16 protein-coding genes are annotated in these 18410 nt (G+C 66.1%); 1 reads left to right on the plus strand and 15 read right to left on the minus strand.

Annotated elements, in window-relative coordinates:
- Nucleotides 1-28 precede the first annotated feature (28 nt).
- Nucleotides 29-3304 (minus strand): TonB-dependent receptor, encoded by a 3276-nt coding sequence (locus EOD43_RS22955; RefSeq protein WP_127746759.1) that lies wholly within the window; start codon nt 3302-3304, stop codon nt 29-31.
- 107 nt (nt 3305-3411) lie between these two features.
- Nucleotides 3412-4527: a purine-nucleoside phosphorylase gene (locus EOD43_RS22960; RefSeq protein WP_164857416.1), complete on the minus strand. Its 1116-nt coding sequence runs from the start codon at nt 4525-4527 to the stop codon at nt 3412-3414.
- Between the two features lie 127 nt (nt 4528-4654).
- Between EOD43_RS22960 and EOD43_RS22965 the strand changes: the two genes are divergently transcribed.
- Nucleotides 4655-5338, plus strand: a complete 684-nt coding sequence (locus EOD43_RS22965) for a TetR/AcrR family transcriptional regulator (protein ID WP_127746761.1) — start codon at nt 4655-4657, stop codon at nt 5336-5338.
- Here EOD43_RS22965 and EOD43_RS22970 read toward each other — a convergent pair.
- The 13 genes from EOD43_RS22970 to EOD43_RS23030 all read right to left on the minus strand — a co-directional run bounded on the left by EOD43_RS22970 (nt 5335) and on the right by EOD43_RS23030 (nt 18365).
- On the minus strand, nt 5335-5850 hold the full coding sequence (locus EOD43_RS22970; protein ID WP_127746762.1) for a phosphoribosyltransferase: 516 nt from the start codon (nt 5848-5850) through the stop codon (nt 5335-5337). The genes EOD43_RS22965 and EOD43_RS22970 overlap by 4 nt on opposite strands.
- 55 nt (nt 5851-5905) lie before the next feature.
- Nucleotides 5906-6925: an adenosine deaminase gene (locus EOD43_RS22975; RefSeq protein WP_127746763.1), complete on the minus strand. Its 1020-nt coding sequence runs from the start codon at nt 6923-6925 to the stop codon at nt 5906-5908.
- Nucleotides 6922-8211 carry a guanine deaminase gene (guaD, locus tag EOD43_RS22980; protein ID WP_206363632.1) on the minus strand — a complete coding sequence of 430 codons (1290 nt, stop codon included), beginning with the start codon at nt 8209-8211 and terminating at the stop codon, nt 6922-6924. Before guaD ends, EOD43_RS22975 begins: the two co-directional genes overlap by 4 nt.
- Before the next feature lie 110 nt (nt 8212-8321).
- Nucleotides 8322-8657, minus strand: coding sequence for a hydroxyisourate hydrolase (gene uraH, locus EOD43_RS22985; protein ID WP_127746764.1), 336 nt, complete (start codon nt 8655-8657; stop codon nt 8322-8324).
- Nucleotides 8657-10039 (minus strand): FAD/NAD(P)-binding protein, encoded by a 1383-nt coding sequence (locus EOD43_RS22990; protein ID WP_127746765.1) that lies wholly within the window; start codon nt 10037-10039, stop codon nt 8657-8659. The genes uraH and EOD43_RS22990 overlap by 1 nt, the downstream gene beginning before the upstream one ends.
- Entirely contained in the window at nt 10036-10539 is a 504-nt protein-coding gene (gene uraD, locus EOD43_RS22995; protein ID WP_127746766.1) for a 2-oxo-4-hydroxy-4-carboxy-5-ureidoimidazoline decarboxylase, read from the minus strand. The genes EOD43_RS22990 and uraD overlap by 4 nt, the downstream gene beginning before the upstream one ends.
- A complete protein-coding gene (gene puuE, locus EOD43_RS23000) occupies nt 10536-11420 on the minus strand; it encodes an allantoinase PuuE (protein WP_164857417.1) in 885 nt (294 codons plus the stop codon). The genes uraD and puuE overlap by 4 nt, the downstream gene beginning before the upstream one ends.
- On the minus strand, nt 11417-12595 hold the full coding sequence (locus tag EOD43_RS23005; RefSeq protein WP_127746839.1) for a pyridoxal-phosphate-dependent aminotransferase family protein: 1179 nt from the start codon (nt 12593-12595) through the stop codon (nt 11417-11419). Before EOD43_RS23005 ends, puuE begins: the two co-directional genes overlap by 4 nt.
- Nucleotides 12596-12632: 37 nt before the next feature.
- Entirely contained in the window at nt 12633-13865 is a 1233-nt protein-coding gene (locus tag EOD43_RS23010) for an allantoate amidohydrolase (RefSeq protein WP_127746768.1), read from the minus strand.
- Nucleotides 13859-15433, minus strand: coding sequence for a gamma-glutamyltransferase family protein (locus EOD43_RS23015; protein WP_127746769.1), 1575 nt, complete (start codon nt 15431-15433; stop codon nt 13859-13861). Before EOD43_RS23015 ends, EOD43_RS23010 begins: the two co-directional genes overlap by 7 nt.
- Nucleotides 15433-16755 (minus strand): NCS2 family permease, encoded by a 1323-nt coding sequence (locus EOD43_RS23020; RefSeq protein WP_127746770.1) that lies wholly within the window; start codon nt 16753-16755, stop codon nt 15433-15435. The genes EOD43_RS23015 and EOD43_RS23020 overlap by 1 nt, the downstream gene beginning before the upstream one ends.
- Nucleotides 16756-16821: 66 nt before the next feature.
- Nucleotides 16822-18204 carry an AtzE family amidohydrolase gene (locus EOD43_RS23025; RefSeq protein WP_127746771.1) on the minus strand — a complete coding sequence of 461 codons (1383 nt, stop codon included), beginning with the start codon at nt 18202-18204 and terminating at the stop codon, nt 16822-16824.
- Nucleotides 18201-18365, minus strand: coding sequence for an AtzG-like protein (locus EOD43_RS23030; RefSeq protein ID WP_164857418.1), 165 nt, complete (start codon nt 18363-18365; stop codon nt 18201-18203). Before EOD43_RS23030 ends, EOD43_RS23025 begins: the two co-directional genes overlap by 4 nt.
- Between the last annotated feature and the right edge of the window lie 45 nt (nt 18366-18410).

The following is an 18410-nucleotide window of genomic DNA, read 5'->3' on the forward strand; positions in this document are numbered from 1 at the left end:
GAACCGGGGGCATGCGGCTTCCGTGTGATCAGAACCCGACGCGAGCGCCCAGACGCAGCGCCCACAGCGAGACGCGGCCCTGGTTGGCAACCGCAGGGTTCGAGAAGTTGGAGTAACGATACTGGGTGCAGTTGCCGTTCACCACGCTCACGCAGGCCACGTTCACGACCGACGCAAGATAGGGGAAGGCGACCTGGCGCAGCGAGCCCCAGTTCTTGTTGAGCATGTTCAGCACGTTTTCGAGGTCGGCGAAGACGGTGATCTTACCGGTCGAGACGACGGGCAGCGGGATTTCCTGATCGATGTGGAGATCGATCTTGTCCCAGTGCGGCGCTGTCTGCGAGTTCTTCTTCGCGATCTTGCCCTGCTTCAGCCCGTTCGCGGTCACGAAGGCCGCGAAGTTGTTGAAGGTCGCCGCCGAGTCATAGGTGACGAGCGAGTCGGCGGTGATGCTCGACACGTTCGGCACATAGAGCAGGTAGCGGTTCGAACTACCGGCGGTGCCGAAGACATTGCCGTGGCTGTTGGTCTGAACGCTGTCGTTCATCGTCAGGCTGTACGGAATGCCCGAACGACGCTCGGCGAAGATGTTCAGACGGGTCTTGTAGCCGTCGATATACTCATGTTCGAAATCGAGGTGCAGCTTCCAGCTGTTCTTGATCTCGTAGATCGAGCGGCCATAGGCTGAGCGGTTCGGATCGATGACCGGATTCTGGCCATAGGTGCCCGACGCCGTCGTGCCATTCATCGAGCTGACGTCCTTCACGCTCTGACGCGTGTAGGTGCCGCCGATGTCGATGCCGTAGTCGAAGTGCTTGTTCCAGCTGACCGCCCCGATGACCGAGTGACCCAGACGGGTGTTGGTCAGATAGAGATCGGTGTTCGCGCTGGTGGGCGTGATCGACGCATAACGCGGGCGACCATCGGGGGTGACGCCGACGCGACGCAGACGCAGATCGGTATAGAGCGGCGCGTAGTTCACCTTGCTGCCATACAGATCGAAGCCCACGGTCCAGCCGGTGCCGAGGAAGTTGTCGAAGTCGTGGTCGTAGCTGGCCGAGAAGTTCGCCTTCCACGTCGACTGCAGCTTGAAGTCCGGATCGAGCGCGTTGACGTTGGCGAGCGACAGCGACGCCGTGTTCGTGCGCAGGAACGACTGCACCAGCGGGTTGAGGTTACGACCATCGACATTGTCGAGAGCGGCCGAACACAGCGCATCCGAAATGCCGCCCTGACAGCCAACGCCGTTCAGGTTGCGGGTGATCGTGAAGCTGTTCTGGACGACGCCCGACACCGAATAGCTGTTGCCCAGGAACACGTTGGGCGAACCGCCTGCGAACAGGCCGACGCCACCCTTCAGCGTCAGCTTGTCGAGCGGGCTCCACGTATAGCTGAGGCGCGGCTGGATGACGTACTTGCCGTTGATCGTCGCGCGGTTGGAGAAGCCGTAGCGCGCGGTGAAGAAGGTGTTGAGCGGCGGCGGCGTCAGACCACCATACATGTCGGTGCGGACACCGGCGGTGATGTTGAGATCCGGGCTCGGATCCCACGCGACCTGCTGACCGATCGTGTAGCTGTCATACTGGAAGCTGGCGAGCGCGTCGTTCAGGTTGCCCGTGATCGAACCGCCGAGCGCGAGGCTGCCCGCGCGACGATTCTGGAAGTCGGCGACCGAGTCGAAATAGTAGTTGCCGAAGGCGTTCTGCAGGAAGGCGTTCTGGACATCGAGGTGGCTATAGGCACCCGTCAGCTTGAACGAGAAGTCCTTATATTCCCAGCGAACCGCCGCATCGCCGCCATATTGCTTGTAGCGGACATAGTTGAAGTGGCGGAACTGGTCCGGACCGAAATAGAGACGCGCGGCGCCCGGCGCGGCGGTCGAACCCTGCGAACAGAGCGTGGCGTTGGTGTTCGCCGCGCCATTCTGCTGCGTCGCAGCGGTCGGATCGAGGCAGACCTGCATCTGCGCGAAGTTGAACTCGCCGAACGGCAGCGGGGTCAGGTCGTACTTGCGGTAGTTACCGCGAACTTCGGTGTGGAAGCTGTCCGACCAGTCCGAGATCAGCTGGCTGACGTAGGAGTCGACCTTTTCCGGGCGGTTATAGTTGTTCGACTGGAGGCCCAGCACCGGCGAGGTGCCGACGATCGACGAGAAGCCCGCGGTCGAGCTGTTGTTCGAATCGTTGTGGATCCAGGTCGCCGACAGACGGTGGCCGTCGGTGATGTTCCAGTCGGCCTTGACCGTCCACTTCTCGTCGGTTTCGACCGTCGACTGCTGCACGCCCAACGTGTCGTAATTATAGGCGCTGCGCGCGATCGTGCTGATGTTCGTGATCTGCGCGTCGGTCAGGTTCGGCACGACGTTGGGGAAGCCGGCGGTACCGATCTGGATCGGCGTGCCTTCCTTCAAATGTTCATAGGAGACCGCGAGGAACAGCTTGTCCTTGATCAGCGGGCCCGACAGGAAGCCGCCATAGGTCTTCGACTTGAAGTCGAGGTTGATCTTGCCGGTGCGGATCTTGTCACCAGTCAGCTTGTCGCTGTTGTAGGTGTAGAAGGCGGTGCCGGTCAGCTTGTTCGTGCCCGAACGCAGGATGACGTTGATCGCGCCGCCCTGAAAATTGCCTTCCGACACGTCATAAGGCGCTACCTTGACCGAGAACTGCTCGATCGCGTCAAGCGGCACCGGGCCGCGCGACGTCGGCAGACCGCCGACGTTAAGGCCGAAATCATCCGAGAAGCCGAGGCCGTCGACCGAGAACTTGTTCAAACGGGCGTTCTGGCCGGCGATCATCACGCCGCGGCTCTGGCCCGGATCGATCGTCGCGAACGGATCGCGGCGGGCGATGTCGCGGATGTCGCGGCTGACCGACGCGATCGTGGCGATCTGCTCACGGCCGATCGAGGTGATCGGGCCGGGCGACAGCTCGGTCGCGCGGATGTTCGCCGCGGTGACGACGATCGCGTCCTGCGTGGCGAGTTCGACCGGAATACGCAGCGGCTGACCGGCGGTCAGGTTGATGTCGGTAACGGTCGAGTCGGCGAAGCCCGGCGCCGTCACGACGACGGTGAACGGGCCGCCGGGGCGCAGGCCCGAGCTGGTGAAGCCGCCGTCGGCGCCCGTGGTCGCCGTCGTGGTCGTGCCCGACGGAACGTGGGTGATGGTGACGCTGGCGCCCGCGACGGGCGCGCCTGCCGAGGCGACGGTGCCGCGGATCGACGATGTGGTTTCCTGCGCGTACGCAGCCGTCGAACAGGCGACGATGGCGATGGCCGCCGCGCCTGCGTTCAAATAATGACGCATGTTTTCAGTCCCCTTTTGCAATCCCTGGTCCGATCATCGGGTGGCACCTGTGGTGTCCTTCCCCTCGATCCATCCCCCTGCGGACGACCTGGAATATCGTGGCCCGTTCACGGCCCTGCGGCTGATGCTCCCGCAGTGGCGCCGGGTGTCGTGTCGCGATAACGGTCCCAATGGCCCGTAATCTCGTCGACGACCTTGCCGCCGACGATGAAGGCCGCATCCAATGACGGTTGAAGCCCCGAATAGCCGCCCGAATTCTCGGCATTCAGGCTTTCGGCCGCGCCCAGCCCCGACGCGGGCGACGGCATCGAATAATTGCTGCCGGTGCGCAGCACGAGAACGCGCTGCGGATCGGCCTTGCCCGACTTGGCGAGCATCTTGATCGACTGGATGACCCCCGAATCCTCCATCGCGGTCATCGCGAAGCGGGCATTGTCGCCCGCCCAATATTTCGTCCATTTTTCGAAATGGGCGTTGAGCAAAGCGCCATGCCAGAAGGTCTGGCCGGTGATCTCGTCGCCCTTGATCACCTTGGGCGGCTCCATCGCCTTGGGGAAGCCGGTATAGGTCGCGCGCATCTTCTGCAGATCGGGCGTGTCGGCCAGCTTCACGTTGGCGGTCAGCGTATAGGCCCAGTCGCGCAGGCCCTTGTTGACCGGGAACAGATTGTAGCTCGTCTCGGGCGAGCGCGGCATTTCGTACGGCTGGGTGCGGTCGCGCGGCCACTGCCCGGCGGTCCAGCCCTTCGGTGCCTCGCGGACATCGACCGCATAGCCATAGTCGCTGTCGATCACGTCGCCGATCCAGGCGGCCGACCCCAGCGACGCCTCGTTCGGGTTCACGCCCGCAATCGCGGCGATCATCCAATAGGCCTTGGAAAGATCGAAACGCGGATCGAGGCCCAGCGCCATCGTCGATGCGGCCGCGCGATTGGTGCCGACGCCGGTGGACAGCAGCAGCGCCTGCTTCTTCGCGTCATAGCGCAGATCGCGGAACCCCATCGGGAAGGCGATCTTGTCGGGCATCACCGTGGCCCAGGCCTGAAACTCACCAGCCTTGTCGCCGGTGTCGGCGCCGATTTCAAACGCGGTGACGATCACCATGCGAATCGGAAGCGGCGCGGCAGGCTCGGCCGCCTGCGCCGGAGCGATCCATGCAAATGACAGCGCGGCAGCCGCCAGCAGTTGACGGCGCACGATATTGCGCTGCGAAACCTTTTCCATTGGGCCCCCTTGTTCCCCCGCGGGCGGCCTCTCCCCTACACCCGTCATGCGCGGGTTGGATCGATCCTAACACAAGTGTGACCGTCCGCAAGACGAGGTAACAGGATTCTTACTTACGGTTGCCGCAATGCAACATTATAGTGTTCGTAACGGGGGTGGCGTTATCGCGGGTGCACAAACTCAGGCGGGGGAACCGCGCAAGCGCGACGCCGATCGCACGCGCGCCGCAATATTGCGTGCGGCCACGCGCGAATTCGGCACGCACGGCTTTTCGGGCGGACGCACCGAACGGATCGCCGCCGCCGCCCGCTGCAACATCCGCCTGCTCTACCACCATTTCGGCAACAAGCAGGCGCTCTACCTCGCCGTGATCGAATCGGCCTATGCCGATCTGCGCGCGCAGGAGGCCGAACTCGCCTTCGACCTTTCCGATCCGCTGGGCAGCGTGGAGGCGCTGTTGCGCTTCACCTTCGGCTATTTCGAAAAGAACCCGCTGCTCGAAGGGCTGATCCGATCCGAAAACATGATGCAGGGCCGCTTCCTGCGCCAGTCGCAGAGCGTGCCTGAAGCGGCGGGGCGGCTGAAGGAACGGCTCGCCGCGATCATCGCGGCCGGCGAGGCGAAGGGCGTGATGCGCCCCGGCATCGATCCGGTGCAGCTTTACGTCACGATCACCGCACTCAGCCGCTTCCACCTGGCCAACAGCTATACGTTGTCCAACGTGCTGGGCGCCGATCTGCGCAGCGCCGCCTGGCGCGCCGCCTGGCTGACCCACAGCATCGATCTGCTGCGGGCGTGGGTGAAGCCTTAGGCCAGGCGCTCGGGCACGACTTCCGAATCCTCGACGATCTTGTCGACCGTCGACACCTTTTCCCACGGGAAGACGAACCAGTCCTTGTTCTGCGACCGATCGATCGTGCGGAAACGATAGTCGACCCGCTCGGCCGAAATCGTGTTGTCGATCAGCACGCCGAAGCGGATATTTTCCGCCACCGCGCCCGCGGAAGCCAGTTCGGTGCGCAGGTGCGTGATCGTGCCGCCCGAATCGTTGATGTCGTCGACGAACAACAGCCGCTCGCCCGTCTGGGTGCGCTTGGCCAGCTTCACCAGCAGCTCGGCGGCGAAATCGGGCACGTTCGACGAATAATCGACCGACAGCATCGGGATGTTCGTCGCGTGGCTCAGATAGACCGCCGGGGTCAGCCCGCCGCGGCCCACGCCGATGATGAATGTCGGCTCCCAGCCGCTCTCCTTCACGCGCGCGGCGACATAGTGGACGGCGGTCAGGAACTCGGCCTGCTCGACGGGGGTGAGGGTCGGCATCAGATTCTCCGGGGCGCGAAGGAAGCGCGGCTTATGCGCAGGGAAAGCCCGTCGATCAAGCGCCCTTCGCGGTCACATAATCATCCAGCTTCGCCAGATGCGCCGCCACTTCGGCATCGGACAGGAAGGATCCGAGGAAGCTGTTGCGGGCAAGCCGCGCAAAGTCCTTCGCGTCGAGCCGCCCGGCGGGGATCAGCGCGCGATAATTGTCGTTCACATAGCCGCCGAAATAGGCGGGATCGTCCGAATTGATCGTCGCACGCAGCCCGGCGCGCAGCATCCGCTCGATCGGGTGCGCATCGATATCGTTCACCACGCACAGCTTCAGGTTGGACAGCGGGCAGACCGTCAGCGTCATGCCGCTGCGCGACAGCTTCGCGGTCAGCGCGGCGTCGTCGAGGCTGCGATTGCCATGATCGAGCCGATCGATGTGGAGCAGATCGAGCGCCTCGTGAACATAGTCCGCCGGCCCCTCCTCGCCTGCGTGGGCAACGCGGAGCAGCCCCATCTCGCCCGCGCGGGCAAAGACGCGCTCGAACTTCGACGGCGGATGGCCAAGCTCCGAACTGTCGAGCCCGACGCCCGCGATCCGATCGAGCCACGGCTCGGCCGCCTTGAGCGTCGCGAACGCCGCTTCCTCGTCGAGATGGCGCAGGAAACACAGGATCAGCTTCGACGTCAGGCCATGCTTCGCCTGCGCCGAGGCCATCCCCGCCAGCAGCCCGTCGATCACCACATCGATCGGAATGCCACGATCGGTATGCGTCTGCGGATCAAAGAAGATTTCGGCGTGGCGGACATTGTCGGCCGCCGCGCGATCGAAATAGGCGGTCGCGAGATCGCAGAAATCCCATTCGGTGCGCAGCACGTTCGCGCCCGCATAATAGATGTCGAGAAAGTCCTGCAGGTTCGAGAATTCGTAGGCCGCCCGCACTTCTTCGACCGACTTGAACGGGATCTCGACCTTGTTGCGCTCGGCCAGCGCGAACATCATTTCGGGCTCCAGCGAGCCTTCGATGTGGAGGTGCAGTTCGGCCTTGGGCAGGCCGGAGACGAAGGCGTTCAGGTCGGTCATATACGATCCCGTTGGTGGGCAAGTTTGCCCGCCAGATAGGTGAAGGCGACCGCGCGGTCATCCCCCAGGATCTGCAATGCGAACAATCGGTCGTGCAGATCCGCCCCCGCTGTCCGCCGCGCGAGCAACGGCGTCGCGCACGGATCGAGCACCGCAAAGTCCGCCTCCTGCCCGACTTTCAGCGCGCCGACGCGATCGGCGATGCCGAGCGCCCTCGCCCCGCCGACGGTCGCGAGGTGGAGCGCGCGGAATGGATCGAGGCTCACCCCGCGCATCTGGCAGACCTTGTATGCCTCCCCCAGCGTATGCAGCAGCGAGAAGCTGGTCCCCGCCCCGATATCGGTGCCGATCCCGACGCCGACGCCATGCGCGCACGCTTTCTCCAGGTCGAACAGCCCCGATCCCAGGAACAGGTTCGACGTCGGGCAGAAGGCGGCATGCGCGCCCTTCGCCACCATGCGCGCGAAGGCGTCGTCGTCCATCTGGATGCAGTGCGCGAACACCGATCGATCGCCGACCAGCCCGAAGCGGTCATAGGCGTCGAGATAGTCTTTTGCGGTCGTGAAACGCGCCGCGACCGCCGCCACCTCGCCCAGATTTTCGGCGAGATGCGTATGCATCAGCACATCGGGATGCGCCGCGACCATCTCGCCCGCGCTCACCAATTGTGCGTCGGTCGATGTGAGCGCGAAACGCGGCGTCACCGCGTAACGCAGCCGCCCGCGCCCGCGCCATTTGGCGATCAGCGCCTCGCTGTCGGCGCGCCCGGTCTCCACCGTATCGCGCAGCCCATCGGGGGCGCCCTGGTCCATCAGCACCTTGCCCGACACAATCCGCATGTCGCGGGTCAGCGCGGCTTCGAACAGGGCATCGACCGATTCCGGATGCACGGTCGCATAGACCAGCGCGCTGGTCGTGCCGTTCCTCAACAGTTCGTCGAGGAAGAAGCCCGCAATCGCATCGGCATGATCGCGATCGGCGAAAGCGGTTTCGGCCGGGAAGATATGCCGATCGAGCCAGTCCAGCAGTTGCGCCCCATGCGCCGCGATCCGCTCGGTCTGCGGATAATGGACATGCGCGTCGACGAAGCCGGGCACGATCGTCTTGCCCGGAAAATGGGTAACGCCCGCCTCGGCGAACCGCCCCGCCAGATCGGCATGATCGCCGACCGCAACGACGATCCCGTTCTCGACCACCAGCAGCCCATCGGCATGATGGACGATCGGCGCACCGCTCCTCGGATCGTCCGGGACGGCCAGAATTTCGGCGCGAAACGCCTCGATCACTTTTCGTCACCCCCGCGCAGGCGGGGGCCTATCCAAAGTTTTCCCGTGTGCCAACACTGGATGGGTTCCCGCCTGCGCGGGAAAGACAGCTTGTGGAGAGGAACCGGCACTCAACTCCCCCGATACGTCGAATAGCCGAAGGGCGAGACGAGCAGCGGCACATGATAATGCGCTTGTGGCTCGGCCACCGCGAAGTCGATCGTCACCCGATCGATGAACGGCGGTTCGGGCAGGACATGGCCCATCGTCCGGAAATAATCGGCGACCGCAAAGGTCAGGCTGTAATGCCCGACCTCGAGCGGCCGATCGCCGAGCAGGCCGGGGCAGCGCCCGTCCTCATTGGTCACGCCTTCGAACCACGCCGCGCCTTCATGCAGCAGCGTGATCGCGACGCCGCGCGCGGGAACGCCGTTGGTCGTGTCGAGAACATGGGTCGAAAGCCCCATCAGCGCGGCTCCCATACGGAGACGAATTCCGGCTCGTCATAGGCGAGGTAATCGGTCAACGCGCCCTCCTGATCGTCGAGGAACAGCTGGTTCGCGACCCCCTCGACCAGCCGGGGGATCGCATATTTCAGGCCCGACAACGCCGAGGCCGACAACCCCAGGCTGATCAGCCCCGAATAGTTGAACGCGAACAGGCCGTGCAGGTTCGGACTTCCCTGCAACTGGAAACCCGGCCCCAGATAGGGATGATCGTCGATCAGCGGGTTCGCCAGATCGGCCGGCGCCGCATAGCGATCGCGCCACCGCACGATATCGTCGGCCAGCAAAGCGAGTTCGGGGCGCAACCTGGGATCGGTGATCAGCCCGGTCGACAGGATCAGGAAATCGAAGCCGTGGAACCCTTCCGGCGTCTCGACCACCACTTCGCCATCCGCCTCGCGCACTGAAAGCCACGGCGCGCCCAGATGCAGGCGGAAGCCCGGCCACGCCGCGGCGCGTTGGAACGTATCGTTGGTCGGCGGCTGGTTGCGCGCGAAGAAGCTCGCCATCACGCGGTACTTCGCGGCATCGTCGAGCGCGGCAAACCGCCCCGTCATCCCCCAACGCTCCATGAAGCGGATCGGATTGACCTGCGGCAACACCTTGCGCCGCACGAACACATGCGCCTCGGCCACGCCCTCGCCCAGCGCATGCTGGGCATTGTCGAAGCTCGACGCCCCCGCACCGAGAATCGCGATCCGCTTGCCCTTGAGCTTTGCGAAGTCGATCACCTCGGATGTATGCGCATAACGATCGCGCGGCAGATGCTTGACCAGATCGGGCGTGTGCCACTCGCCGCCGCCCTGAATGCCGGTGGCGAGGATCACCTTGCGCGCCGCGATCGTCCGCGCGCCGCCCGGCCCCTCGACGCTCAGCCGCCAATGCCCGTCCGATCCGCGATCGAGCAGGGTCAGCTTCGTCTCATTCTCGACCGGCAGCGACAGGACCCCGCGATACCAGCGCAGATAATCCATCCAGTCGCGGCGCGGAATCTTGTCGATCGCCGCCCAGCCCTCGGCGCCGTGCTGCGCCTCCCAGAAGCTGCGGAAGGTGAGCGAGGGGACGCCCAGATCGATCGACGTGATCTCCTTGGGCGTGCGCAATGTCACCATGCGGGCATAGGTATCCCACGGCCCCTCATAGCCCGCCGGATTTTCGTCGATAATCAGGATGTTCGACACGCGCTCGCGGATCAGCCCGAACGCCGCGCCCAGCCCCGATTGCCCGCCGCCGACGATCACGACGTCATAGACGCCCGGCGTCTCGCGCACCCATGTCGGCTTCCCCACCTCGATCTTGGCAAGATCGGCCGCGACCTGCGCGTTGAGGGCTTCGAGCGTCATGCGAGCGCGTCCACCAGCCGCAGGTGGACGATCTTGGCGATCTCGCCCCGCGCGGTCGCGATCTCGGCGGGCACATCGTTCGCCGCGCGGTCGTGCATCGCGGTCAATATGCCCTGCTTGGTGGTCGTCCGCACCGCGATGATGAAGGGAAAGCCGAAGCGCGTCCGGTAAGCGTCGTTCAACTGATGAAACAGCGCATATTCATCGGGCGACAGCCGATCGAGACCCGCCGATGCCTGCTCGGCGGTCGAGGCGTCGGTCAGTTCCTTCGCGATCGCCGCCTTGCCCGCCAGTTCGGGATGCGCACGCAGCAGGGCGATCTGCTTCGCCTCGCCCGCTTCCTCGATCACATCGGCGAACGCCGCCTCCATCGCCCCGACGCTCGCAAAGGGCCGCCGCGCCTCGGCCGCCGCGACGATCCACGGCGAATGTTCGAACAGGAAATCGAACTTCGCGTTGAAGTCCGCCGCCGACAGCGCATTCACATCGTCGATCGTCATGCCGGATGCACCTCCAGCCAATGGCGCGCGATATCGATCCGCCGCGCGATCCACGCGTCCGAATGCGCCAGCACATGATCGAGGAAGCGCCCCACCGCCGCCGCACGCCCCGGCTTGCCCGCGATCCGGCCGTGCAGCCCGATCGACATCATCCGCCCGCCCTCTTCGTACAGAGCATCGAACGTATCGCGCATGTGGCGGAAGAACTGCTCGCCCTCGGTAAAGCCGTTGAGCGCCACGATCTTCATGTCGTTGACGTCGAGCGTATAGGGCACGATCAGCTGCGGCTTGCCGAACCGCCGGTCATAATAAGGCAGATCGTCGGCATAGCTGTCGGCATCATAGAGAAAGCCGCCTTCCTCGACGACGAGCCGCGCGGTGTTCGGACTGGTCCGCCCCTGATACCAGCCGAGCGGGCGTTCTCCGGTGAGCTTGGTGTGCAGCGCGATCGCCTCGGCGATATGGGCGCGCTCCACATCCTCGGGCACCTTCTGATAGTCGATCCACTTGAGCCCGTGGGTCGCGATCTCCCACCCGGCCGCCTGCATCGCGGCGACGGCCTCCGGATTGCTCTCCATCGCCTTGGCCACGCCGAAGACGGTGACGGGCGCATTGCGCGACATGAACAGCCGATGCAGCCGCCAGAAGCCTGCGCGGCTGCCATATTCGTACAGGCTTTCCATCGCCATCGCGCGCTCGCCAACATGGCTCGCGGCGCCGACCATTTCGGACAGGAACGCCTCCGAACCCGCATCGCCGTTGAGGATCGAGTTCTCCGCCCCCTCCTCATAATTGATCACGAACTGCACCGCGATCCGCGCGCCGTTCGGCCATTGCGGATCGGGTGGGTTCTGCCCGTAGCCGACGAGGTCGCGCATCATCCCCACGCCTCCAGCGCCGCATCGACCCCGGCGCCCGACTTCACCGCAAAGCCCTCCGCGCGCAGCACCGCCTCCAGCGCGCCCAATGTGATCAGCACCTTATGCTTCATCGCATTGTAGCCCATTGCGCCGATCCGCCAGATCTTGCCCTGGAGCGGCCCGAACGCCGTCCCGATCTCGATCTCGAAATCCTCGCGCATCCGGCGGCGCACCGCCTCGCCATCGACGCCCTCGGGAATGAACACGCCGGTCACGTTCGCCATGCGATGCGTATCGTCGCCATAGACGGTCAGCCCCATGCCGCGCAGCCCCGCCGTCATCGCGCGGCCGGCCGCCGCATGCCGGGCGAAGCGCGCCTCCAGCCCCTCGCCCAGCACGATCCGCGCGCACTCCCGCGCGCCGTAGAGCATCGTCGTCGCCTCGGTATGGTGGTTGAGACGCTTCTCGCCCCAATAATCCATGATCATCGCGAGATCGAAATAGTTGGATCCAATCCGCGCCCGGCCCCCCTGCGCCAGATCGTCGCGGGCGATTCCCTTCTCGGTATGCCGCCGCGCGAAAATGAACTCCGCCGCGCGATCCGAAATCGTGATCGGCGCCGATCCGGACGGCCCGCCCATGCACTTCTGCAAGCCGCCCGTGACGATATCCGCGCCCCACTTGTCCGTCTCGACCGCCATCCCGCCCAACGTCGCGGTCGCATCGACATAGGAGAGCGCCCCATGCGCCCGGCAGATGTCGCCCAGCCCATCGAGCGGCTGCGCCATCGTCGTCGACGTATCACCGTGCACGCACGCGACCACCGCCGGCTTGTGCGTCGCCACCGCCTCGGCGATCGCGCTCATCGGCACCACCTCGCCCCACTCCGCATCGACCGTGACGATATTGCCGCCGCACCGCTCGACAATCTCCGACAGCAGCAGCCCGAACCGCCCCGATCGGACGAGCAGTACCGTCGCCCCCGGCTCGATCAGCGAGACGAGCGCCGCCTCGATCCCCGCGCGCGCGGTGCCGTCGATCAGGAAGGTCCAGCGGTTCTCGGTCTGGAAAACGGCGCGATAGAGCGCCATGACCTCGTTCATATAGGTCGTGAATTCGGGATCGAACTGCCCCAGCAGATCGGCCGACATCGCGCGCAGCACGCGCGGATGCGCGTTCACCGGCCCCGGCCCCATCAGCAGCCGCTGCGGCGGATCGATCTGGCTGTAGAGATCAACCAACGTAGTTCGCTCCCAATTTGTCGATGAACCGGCGAATCACCTGCAACGCCGCATCGGCATCTTCGGCGGTCACCGCCTCGACCGGATTGTGGCTGACCCCGCCCTCGCAGCGGATGAACAGCATCGCGGTGGGGCACAGGCTTGCCATCACCATCGTATCGTGCCCCGCGCCCGAAACGAGCGTGCGCGCAGGATGCCCCGCCTCGACCAACGCGGCTTCGAGCAAGGCGGTCAGCTTCGGGTCGCACGGCGACGCGCCCAGATCCTGCACCTGCTCGATCGTCAGCCCCAGCCCGCGATCCCCGCAAATCGCCTCGATCGCCGTGCCGATGCGCTGTGCCGTGAAGTCGCGCAGCGCCTCGTCGCCCGATCGCACGTCGATCGAAAACTCCACCTCGCCCGGCACGACATTGACCGCGCCGGGGCCGACAGCCATCCGCCCCACGGTGGCGACGACATCGCCCCCCGCCTCACGCGCGATCCGCTCCACCGCCAGCACCGCCTCCGCCGCCCCTGTCAGCGCGTCGCGCCGCAGGTGCATCGCATTGGTGCCGGCGTGCCCCGCCTTGCCGCTGATTCTGACCTGATAGCGAAGCTGCGCGGCGATGCCGGAGACGACGCCCAGCGCCAGCCCTTCGGCTTCGAGGACCGGCCCCTGTTCGATATGCGGCTCGAGGAAGGCGAGCGCCGATTTGTAACGAGAACTATAAAAATCTCCGCTCGTGTCGGGAAAGGTGGAGATAGCGTCGATCAACCCAACCCCATCCCGATCCGCTACATCGACCGCCCCGGCCTCCAGCGTCCCCGCCACCGCCCGGCTGCACAGCATCGACGCTGGAAAGCGCGAGCCTTCCTCATCCCCGAATGCGATCACCTCGATCGGAAAGGGCAGTCGCCGCCCGCCCAGCGCCGCGACAGCCTCCACCCCCAACATGATCCCCAGCGGCCCATCATAGCGGCCCGCATCGCGCACGCTGTCGATATGCGATCCGATCAGCAAAGCGGGCGCGTCCGGGTCCGAACCTTCGTAGCGCCCGATCAGATTGGCGGCGGGATCGAGCCGCACGCTCATCCCCGCTTCCGCCATCCAGCCCCCGAGCCGATCGAGCGACGCCGCATGGGCTGGCGTCAGGTAAGCGCGGAACAGCCCATCCGTGCTGTCGCTATACGGCGCGACGCCGAGTTCGTCGCAGCGCGCGACAGCCCGCGCCCCACCCGTCACCACGCCGCCACCGCGCCGTCGCTGCGCGGATCGGTCGCGCCCTCGATCACGCCGTCGGGATGGCGGACCAGCGCACCGGCATGGCCCATCGTCGAGGTGAAATCGCCCAGCAGTTCGACATCATGCCCCGCCTCGGCCAACTGCCGCACCAGCGCGGGATCGAAGCGATCCTCAAGCTTGAGGGTCACGCTCTCCTCGCCCCACGTCTTGCCGAGCAGCCAGCGCGGGGCGGTGATCGCGGCCTGCAATGGCATCCCCAGATTGTAGCGCGAAAAGACCGCCGCCTGCGTCTGCGGCTGCCCCTCCCCGCCCATCGTCCCGTACGCCATGCGCCGCCCGTCATCGAACAAAGCGATCGCCGGGTTGAGCGTGTGGAACGGCTTGCGGCCGGGCTTCAGCGCATTCCAGCCATCGGGTGAGAGACGGAAGCTGGCGCCGCGATTCTGCCAGACTATGCCCGTCTTCGGCAAAGTCACGCCCGATCCGAACTCGAAATAGGTCGACTGGATCGCGCTGACCGCCCGCCCCTCGGCATCGATCGCGCCGAACCACACCGTGTCGCCCAGCGCGGGCACATGCGGCCACGGCAGCGCCCTCGCCCGATCGATCCGCGCCGCCATCGCATCGAGCGCGGCGGCGTCGTCGAGCAAGGCCTGCGGATCGACCGTCATGTACGCCGGATCGCCCACCTCGGCGTCGCGGAACAGGAAGGCCTGTTTGGTCGCCTCTATCAATCCGTGGATATGATCGAAACCGTCTATCAGTCCTACACGAAGCCGATCGAACAGGGCGAGGATCAGCAGCGAGGCGATCCCTTGCGTCGGCGGGGTCATGTTGAAGAGGCGCGCGCCCGAAATCGCAACGTTCAGCGGATCGGGCGTGGTCGCGCGGTGCGCGGCCAGATCGGCGGCGCTCACCGGGCTGCCCGCCGCCGCCAGATCGGCGGCGATGTCGGCGGCCAGCGCGCCGGTGTAGAAGTCGACGAGACCCTGCGACGCCAGCCGGCGCAGCGTTTCCGCCAGCGCCGGTTGCCGCAGGATCTCGCCCTCCGATAGCGGTTCCCCCCCGCCCCGGAATATCTCCGCATAGCCGAAGACGTCGCGCAATTCGGCGTCCTTGGCAGCGGCTATCTCGGCCCCGCCCCTGGTCACTACCACGCCTTTTTCGGCATGGGCAATCGCATCGCGCAGCAGGCGATCGAGCGGCAGCGGATCGGGCACGCGCGCCAGCATCGCCTCCCACCCCGAAATCGTCCCCGCGACGGTATTCGCCGCCAGCGGCCCGCGCCACGGCACCGCGCCCATCCCCGCATAGAGATCGAGGTCCGCCGCCTGCGCCGCGCCGCCAACCGCGCTCACCGCGTGGACGCTCCCGTCCGGTTCGGCGACCAGCCAGAAGCTGTCGCCGCCGATCGAGTTCATATGCGGATAGACCACCGCCAGCGCCGCCGCCGTCGCGACCGCCGCTTCGATCGCCGATCCGCCATCCTGCAACACCGAAAGCCCCGCCTGGCTTGCGAGGTGATGCGGCGCGGTCACCATACCGCGCAGCGATTTCGGCGTGTGGAGCATCAGGCGCCGCCGGCCATCCACGCGAAGCGGACGACGAACAGGCCGGCGAGCACGAACAGCAGCCAGTCGCGCTTGGTCGCCTTGCCCTTGAGCAGCTTGAGCGCGGCATGCGCGGTGATGCCGAAGGCGAGGCCGTTGGCGATCGAGAATGTCAGCGGGATCAGCGCGAGCGTCAGGAAGGCCGGGATCGCCATCTCCGCATCGTCCCACGGCACTTCGACCAGCGGCGCCATCATCAGCCCGCCGACGAGGATCAGCGCCGGTGCGGTCGCGGCGATCGGGATCAGCTGTGCATAAGGCGCCACGAACATCGCGGCGAGGAACAGCACGCCCGTTACCACCGCCGTCAGGCCGGTGCGCCCGCCCGCCTGCACGCCCGCCGCGCTTTCGACATAGGAGGTGACGGTGCTGGTGCCCGCCATCGAACCGAAGATCGTCGCGATCGAGTCGGTGAAAAGGATGCGGTTCAGGCGCGGAATCTTGCCGTCCGGCTCGATCAGGCCCGCACGCTTCGTCACCGCCACCAAAGTCCCGATATTGTCGAACAGGTCGACGAACAGGAAGACGAACAGGATTTCGAGCAGGCCGATGCCATGCCCCGTCCCGCCGAACACGCCCGCGAGATCGAGCTTGAACGCCGTCTCGGTCATCGCCGCGAGATTATAGGGTTCGGGCTTGAACTCGACTGCGCCGAACAGCCAGCCGAGCAGGGTCGTCGCGACGATGCCGATCAGCATCGCCCCGCGCACGTTCCACATGCTCAGTACCGAGATGATGACGAGGCCCGCAATCGCGAGCAGCGGCCCCGCCGCGTGGAGATCGCCCAGCGCCACCGAAGTCGCCGGGTTCGACACCACGATCCCGGCATTTTTCAGCCCGATGAAACCTATGAACAGCCCGATGCCGCCCGCCACCGCCGCGAACAGATGCGGCGGGATCGCCGCGACGATCATCTGGCGTATGCCGCCCAGCGTCAGCAGCAGGAACACCACGCCCGATACGAACACGCAGCCGAGCGCCACCGGCCACGGCACGCCCATTTGTTGAACGACGGTGAAGCTGAAATAGGCGTTCAGCCCCATGCCGGGCGCGAGCGCCAGGGGCACGTTGGCCGCAAAACCCATCAATATGCTGGCGAAGGCGGCGGCGAGGCAGGTCGCGGCGGCGACCGCGGCGACCGGCATTCCGGCCTGACCCAGGATCGCCGGGTTCACCAGGATGATATAGGCCATCGTCAGGAAGGTGGTCGTGCCCGCGACGATCTCGGTCCGGGTATTGGTCCCCCGTTCCGCCAGGCCGAAATAACGTTCGATCGCGCTCATGCGTGTGCCACCCCCTTGGCGTCTATTTCTCCTCCCGCGCGCCGGCCGTTACCGATCGCCATCACCCTATCGCACATCGCACGGCTCCGAAAAGCCCGTCAGCCCTGCGGCCTCCAGTCGGGCGGCGGCGGCGAACAAGGTCGCCTCGCCGCCGGGCTTGCCGACCAGCTGGACACCCAGCGGCAATCTGCCCGGCCGCAGCAACGGCACGGTGAGGACGGGAAGCCCGATGAAGCTGAGCGGTTGCGTGAGCAAGCCGATATTCGCACGCGCCGGCACCTTCTCACCGCCGACGATCATCGTCTGATCGTCGATCAAGGGCGCGACGCAGGGTGCTGCGGGCGCGAGCAGCACGTCGAACCGTTCGAACAGTTCGGCCGCGCGCGCCGCGAACCAGCTGCGGAAACGTTGCGCGCGGACATAATGCGCGGCGGGCAGCAGCGCGCCGGCGAGCAGCCGGTCGCGCGTCGCGGGGTCATAGTCCATCGCGCGGGTACGCAATGTCGGCAGGTGCAGCGCCCCGCCCTCCGCCGCCGTCATCACGAACGCCGCCGAGCGCGCGCGCGCCACCTCGGGCAATTCGACCAGCGGCCCTCCGCCCAGCGCGTCGGCAAAGCCATCGAGACCGTCGAGCAGTTCGGGATCGGCATCGGCGCGGAACCAGCCGTCGAGCCTTCCAACCGTCACCCCCGCGAAGGCGGGGGCCCATCCAAGGCCGTCATGCGCGGAGAGACTGGATGGGTCCCCGCCTTCGCGGGGATGACCGGAGAGCGTGGTCCACGCCAGTTCCAGATCGGCCACGCTGCGCGCAAACGGCCCGATATCGTCGAAGCTCTCCACGAACGGAAACACCCCCGCCATCGGCAGCGCGCCGTGCGTCGGCTTCAGCCCGTAAAGGCCCGTCAGCGCGGCGGGGATGCGGATCGATCCGTTGGTGTCGGACCCGAGCGACAGCGGCAGCATGCCCGCAGCCACCGCCGCCGCCGAACCGCCCGACGACCCCCCGCACAGCCGCGCCGGATCATGCGGGTTGCGCGTGGTGCCATAAGCCGCGTTCACCGTGACGAAGCCATAGGCATATTCGTCCATGTTGAGCGTCGCGATCAGCACCGCACCCGCCGCCTTCAACCGCGCCACCGCCTCGGCATCGGCGACAGCAGGCGTCGCATCGGCGCGCATCCCCGCCCCCGCGGTGGTCGGCAGGCCCGCGACGTCGAACAGATCCTTCACACCATAAGGCACGCCCGCCAGCGGCCCCGGATCGCGCCCTGCCGCGACGATCGCATCGACCGCATCAGCTTCGGCCAGCGCGCGTTCGTCGAGCAACCGCGTCACCGCGCCGATCGCGCCGTCCTTCGCGCGGATCGCGGCAATGGCGGCCTCGGCGAAGGCGCGCGCGCTGCGCTGGCCCGATCGCACCTCGGCGGCGATGCCGGCGGCGGACATCATGGGCGGGGATCGTCCGGCAGGGGGAAGTCGGCCAGCTTCGCGGCATGCGCTTCGAGCAACGCGGCATTGGCGGCCACGCCCTCGATCGTCTCCGGCGGCAGGACAAGGCCGATCGCCGCCGCCGATATGCGCAACGCCGCCCCGTCCCGATCTTCCGCCATCGCCATTCCCCCGAAGTAAGCGAATTATGAATTGATGCGGATTTC

It is taken from the genome of Sphingomonas crocodyli, from assembly GCF_004005865.1.
Taxonomy (GTDB): domain Bacteria; phylum Pseudomonadota; class Alphaproteobacteria; order Sphingomonadales; family Sphingomonadaceae; genus Rhizorhabdus; species Rhizorhabdus crocodyli.

Coding starts and splice junctions, on each gene's coding strand:
- EOD43_RS22955 (WP_127746759.1), bottom strand. CDS start 3,304: ATGCGTCATTATTTGAACGCAGGCGCGGCGGCCATCGCCATCGTCGCC.
- EOD43_RS22965 (WP_127746761.1), top strand. CDS start 4,655: ATGCAACATTATAGTGTTCGTAACGGGGGTGGCGTTATCGCGGGTGCA.
- uraH (WP_127746764.1), bottom strand. CDS start 8,657: ATGGGGCTTTCGACCCATGTTCTCGACACGACCAACGGCGTTCCCGCG.
- EOD43_RS23025 (WP_127746771.1), bottom strand. CDS start 18,204: ATGATGTCCGCCGCCGGCATCGCCGCCGAGGTGCGATCGGGCCAGCGC.
- puuE (WP_164857417.1), bottom strand. CDS start 11,420: ATGATGCGCGACCTCGTCGGCTACGGGCAGAACCCACCCGATCCGCAA.
- EOD43_RS22990 (WP_127746765.1), bottom strand. CDS start 10,039: ATGACGCTCGAAGCCCTCAACGCGCAGGTCGCGGCCGATCTTGCCAAG.
- EOD43_RS23030 (WP_164857418.1), bottom strand. CDS start 18,365: ATGGCGGAAGATCGGGACGGGGCGGCGTTGCGCATATCGGCGGCGGCG.
- EOD43_RS23020 (WP_127746770.1), bottom strand. CDS start 16,755: ATGAGCGCGATCGAACGTTATTTCGGCCTGGCGGAACGGGGGACCAAT.
- EOD43_RS22970 (WP_127746762.1), bottom strand. CDS start 5,850: ATGCCGACCCTCACCCCCGTCGAGCAGGCCGAGTTCCTGACCGCCGTC.
- EOD43_RS23015 (WP_127746769.1), bottom strand. CDS start 15,433: ATGCTCCACACGCCGAAATCGCTGCGCGGTATGGTGACCGCGCCGCAT.
- uraD (WP_127746766.1), bottom strand. CDS start 10,539: ATGACGATCGACGATGTGAATGCGCTGTCGGCGGCGGACTTCAACGCG.
- EOD43_RS22960 (WP_164857416.1), bottom strand. CDS start 4,527: ATGGAAAAGGTTTCGCAGCGCAATATCGTGCGCCGTCAACTGCTGGCG.
- EOD43_RS22975 (WP_127746763.1), bottom strand. CDS start 6,925: ATGACCGACCTGAACGCCTTCGTCTCCGGCCTGCCCAAGGCCGAACTG.
- EOD43_RS23005 (WP_127746839.1), bottom strand. CDS start 12,595: ATGGGGCCGGGGCCGGTGAACGCGCATCCGCGCGTGCTGCGCGCGATG.